At 72.9% G+C, this 3,038-nt stretch carries 4 protein-coding genes; 2 read left to right on the forward strand and 2 right to left on the reverse strand.

The features are described from left to right. A partial coding sequence (locus KBA23_RS16525; RefSeq protein ID WP_290743307.1) for a phenylalanine--tRNA ligase subunit beta occupies window positions 1-1,378 on the forward strand: 1,378 nt, incomplete at its 5' end. A gap of 16 nt (window positions 1,379-1,394) precedes the next feature. Here the strand turns inward: KBA23_RS16525 and KBA23_RS16530 are convergent. Both KBA23_RS16530 and KBA23_RS16535 read right to left on the reverse strand, forming a co-directional pair. Beyond that, window positions 1,395-1,724 carry an AzlD domain-containing protein gene (locus KBA23_RS16530; RefSeq protein ID WP_290743309.1) on the reverse strand — a complete coding sequence of 110 codons (330 nt, stop codon included), beginning with the start codon at window positions 1,722-1,724 and terminating at the stop codon, window positions 1,395-1,397. Beyond that, window positions 1,721-2,428 (reverse strand): AzlC family ABC transporter permease, encoded by a 708-nt coding sequence (locus tag KBA23_RS16535; RefSeq protein WP_290743312.1) that lies wholly within the window; start codon window positions 2,426-2,428, stop codon window positions 1,721-1,723. Before KBA23_RS16535 ends, KBA23_RS16530 begins: the two co-directional genes overlap by 4 nt. Window positions 2,429-2,569: 141 nt before the next feature. Here KBA23_RS16535 and KBA23_RS16540 point away from each other — a divergent pair. After that, window positions 2,570-3,038: NTP transferase domain-containing protein (locus tag KBA23_RS16540; RefSeq protein ID WP_290743315.1), on the forward strand; the 469-nt coding region annotated here is incomplete at its 3' end.

Raw genomic sequence — 3,038 nt, forward strand, 5'->3', positions numbered from 1 at the left:
CACCGCGCGGGCCGGCCGGCGCCTGCGGGTCAATTCCGACGCGCGCTATCGTTTCGAGCGGGGCGTCGATCCCGAATTCACCCGGCCCGGGATCGAACTTGCCACGCGCCTGATCCTCGATCTCTGCGGTGGCGTTCCTGCGGAGGTCTTCACGGCGGGCCAACCGCCCGCGACGGCGCGGAGCTATCGGCTCGACCCCGCCCGCGTCGTCTCGCTGGTCGGGATGGAGATCGAGACCGGCGAGCAGGCGCGCATCCTGACCGCGCTCGGCTTCGTCGTGACCGAGGCCGAAGGCGGCTTCGATGTCGCGGTGCCCTCCTGGCGGCTCGATGTGCATGGCGAGGCCGATCTCGTCGAGGAAATCGCGCGTGTCGCCTCGCTGACCCGGCTGCGGGGCAAGCCGCTTACCCGCCCGGCCGGGGTGGCGCGGCCGATCCTCACCCCCGGCCAGCGGCGCGAGGGTCAGGCGCGGCGGCGGATCGCCGCGCTCGGCTATGACGAATGCGTGACCTACAGCTTCATCGACGACGCCGCCGCGCGTCTCTTCGGCGGCGGGTCCGAGGCGACGCGGCTCGAAAATCCGATCAGCAGCGAGATGAGCCATCTGCGCCCCGATCTCCTGCCGGGCCTGTTGCGGGCGGCGGCGCGCAACCAGGCCCGCGGCTTCGCCGATCTCGCCCTTTTCGAGGTGGGGCAGGTGTTCCCGGGCGGCGAGCCGGGGGAACAGACGCTGGTCGCGACCGGCCTGCGCGTCGGCGCCACGGCGGCGCGCAATGCCCATGGCACGCGGCGCGCGGTCGATCTCCATGACGCCCGGGCCGACGCCGAGGCCGCGCTCGGCGCGATCGGCGCGCCGCCCGCGCCGATGATCCAGCGCGCCGCGCCCGGCTGGTTTCACCCCGGCCGCTCGGCGGTGCTGACCCTCGGTCCCAAGGTGGTGCTCGCCGCCTTCGGCGAGTTGCATCCCCGGGTGCTGTCCGCGCTCGACGTCAAGGGGCCGGCCGTCGCCTTCACCCTGTGGCTCGCCAACACGCCCTTCCCCAAGGCGCGGGGCGCCACCCGACCGCCGCTCGCCATTTCCGATCTGCAGGCGGTCGAGCGGGACTTCGCCTTCGTGCTCGACGCGGCGGTGGAGGCCGAGGCGGTGCTGAGGGCGGCGCGCGGCGCGGACAAGGCGCTGATCACCGAGGTCACGCTGTTCGACCTGTTCGAGGGGCCGAAGGCCGAGGCGCAGATGGGACCCGGCAAGAAGTCCCTTGCCATCGCCGTCCGGCTGCGGCCGACCGTCGCCACGCTGACCGAGGCCGAGATCGAAGCCGTTTCGGCCAAGGTCGTCGCCGGCGTCGCCAAGGCCACGGGCGGCGTCCTGCGCGCCTGAGCGCCGCCGCGCGGGGTCAGGCCCCGAAGAGAAAAAGCGCGAGATAGAGGGTTGCCATCCCCGCGACGATGGCGCCGAGCGTGTCGCGGGTGATCGCGCCGACCGCCAGCGCGGCGATGGCGGCGGCGATGCGCGGGGCGTCCGCATGACCGCCGGTCGCCGCCGGCCAGACGACCAGTGGCGCCACGAGGCCCGGCATCACCGCGACCGGCACGTAGCGCAGCAGCCGCGAGGCCCAGGCCGGCAGCGGCCGGTCGCCGATCAGCCCGAGAAACGACAGCCGGATCAGATAGGTGCCGATCCCGAGGCAGAGGATCACCAGCCATATGGCGGCGTCCCTGCTCATCGCCGCCGCTCCAGCAGGAGTTCGACACCGGCGCCGGTCAGCATGGCGAGAACCGCGGCGATCAGCAGCCAGAGATTGTAGGGCATCCAGGCGAGCGCCAGCGAGACCGCCACCGATACGAAGGCGGCCGCCACATGCGGCGGGCTGCGCAGCATCGGCGCGACGAGGGCGATAAAGGTGATCGGCACCGCGAAGTCGAGCGCGAGCGCGGGCGGGATCGCCGAACCGATCAGCGCGCCGGCGATGCTCGAGACATACCAGGGCGGGCAGATCGCCGCGGCCGAACCGAAGAAGTGCCACACGCGTTCCTGCGCGCTCATCGGCGGGCGCAGCGTCGCGTTCGTGATCGTGGTGCCATAGGTCTGGTCGGTCAGCGCATAGCCGATGAGCGCCCGCTGCCAGAAGGGCGCGGCGCCGATCAGCGGCGCGAGGCTGGCCGAATACATGGCGAGCCGCAGGTTCACGGCCAGCGCCGTGACGATGACGATGACGAGCGGCGCCTGATCCGACAGGAGTTGCAGCGCCGTGAATTGCGAGGCGCCGGCGATGACGAAGACGCTCATCCCGAGGATCTGCGCGAGGTTCCAGCCCGCCTCGCGCGCCGCGACGCCGAACAGGAGGCCGAAGGGCACGACGACGAGGACGAAGGGCGCCCCATCCCGCAGACCGAGAAGGAATGCCTTGCGGCGCGGCGCCTGTTGCATGGACGGATTCCCCGAAGGCCGGCGGCGATTCTCGCGCTTGTCCTTGGCGCCGGCCCGCCGTTGCGTCTATCGTGAGGCGCGGCCGTGCATCAACCCGGAAATGACCATTTCCCTCGCCCCCTCCCGCCGTCCGGCCGCCGCGTGATCGGCGGCGTCATCCTCGCCGGGGGCGGTTCGACGCGGCTCGGCGGCGGCGACAAGGGCCTGTTGCTGCTCGGCGATCGACCGATCCTCGCCCATGTGATCGCCCAGCTGCGTCCTGGCGTCGATGCCCTCGCCCTGAGCGCGAACGGCCCGCCGGAGCGGTTCGCCGCCTTCGGCCTGCCGGTGCTGTCGGACGGGCCGTTCGGCGCGGTCGGGCCGCTCGCCGGGTTGCTCTCCGGGCTGGAATGGGGTGCGGGGCAGGGGTTCGAGGCGATCGTGACCGCCGCCGCCGACACGCCGGCCTTTCCGGCCGATCTTGTGCCGGTCCTGCGCGCCGCGACCGCGACGCGGGGCCGTCCGGTCGCGATCGCCGGGTCGCCGGGACCGGACGGGCCGCGCGCGCATCCGACCTTCGGCTTCTGGTCCGTCACCTTGCTCGCGCCGCTTCGCGGCGCGCTCGCCGCCG

This window comes from Amaricoccus sp. (assembly GCF_017995835.1).
Taxonomy (GTDB): domain Bacteria; phylum Pseudomonadota; class Alphaproteobacteria; order Rhodobacterales; family Rhodobacteraceae; genus Amaricoccus.

What these genes read in the sequence shown, in the direction of transcription:
- KBA23_RS16530 (WP_290743309.1), bottom strand. Translation starts at nt 1,724, where the DNA reads ATGAGCAGGGACGCCGCCATATGGCTGGTGATCCTCTGCCTCGGGATC.
- KBA23_RS16535 (WP_290743312.1), bottom strand. Translation starts at nt 2,428, where the DNA reads ATGCAACAGGCGCCGCGCCGCAAGGCATTCCTTCTCGGTCTGCGGGAT.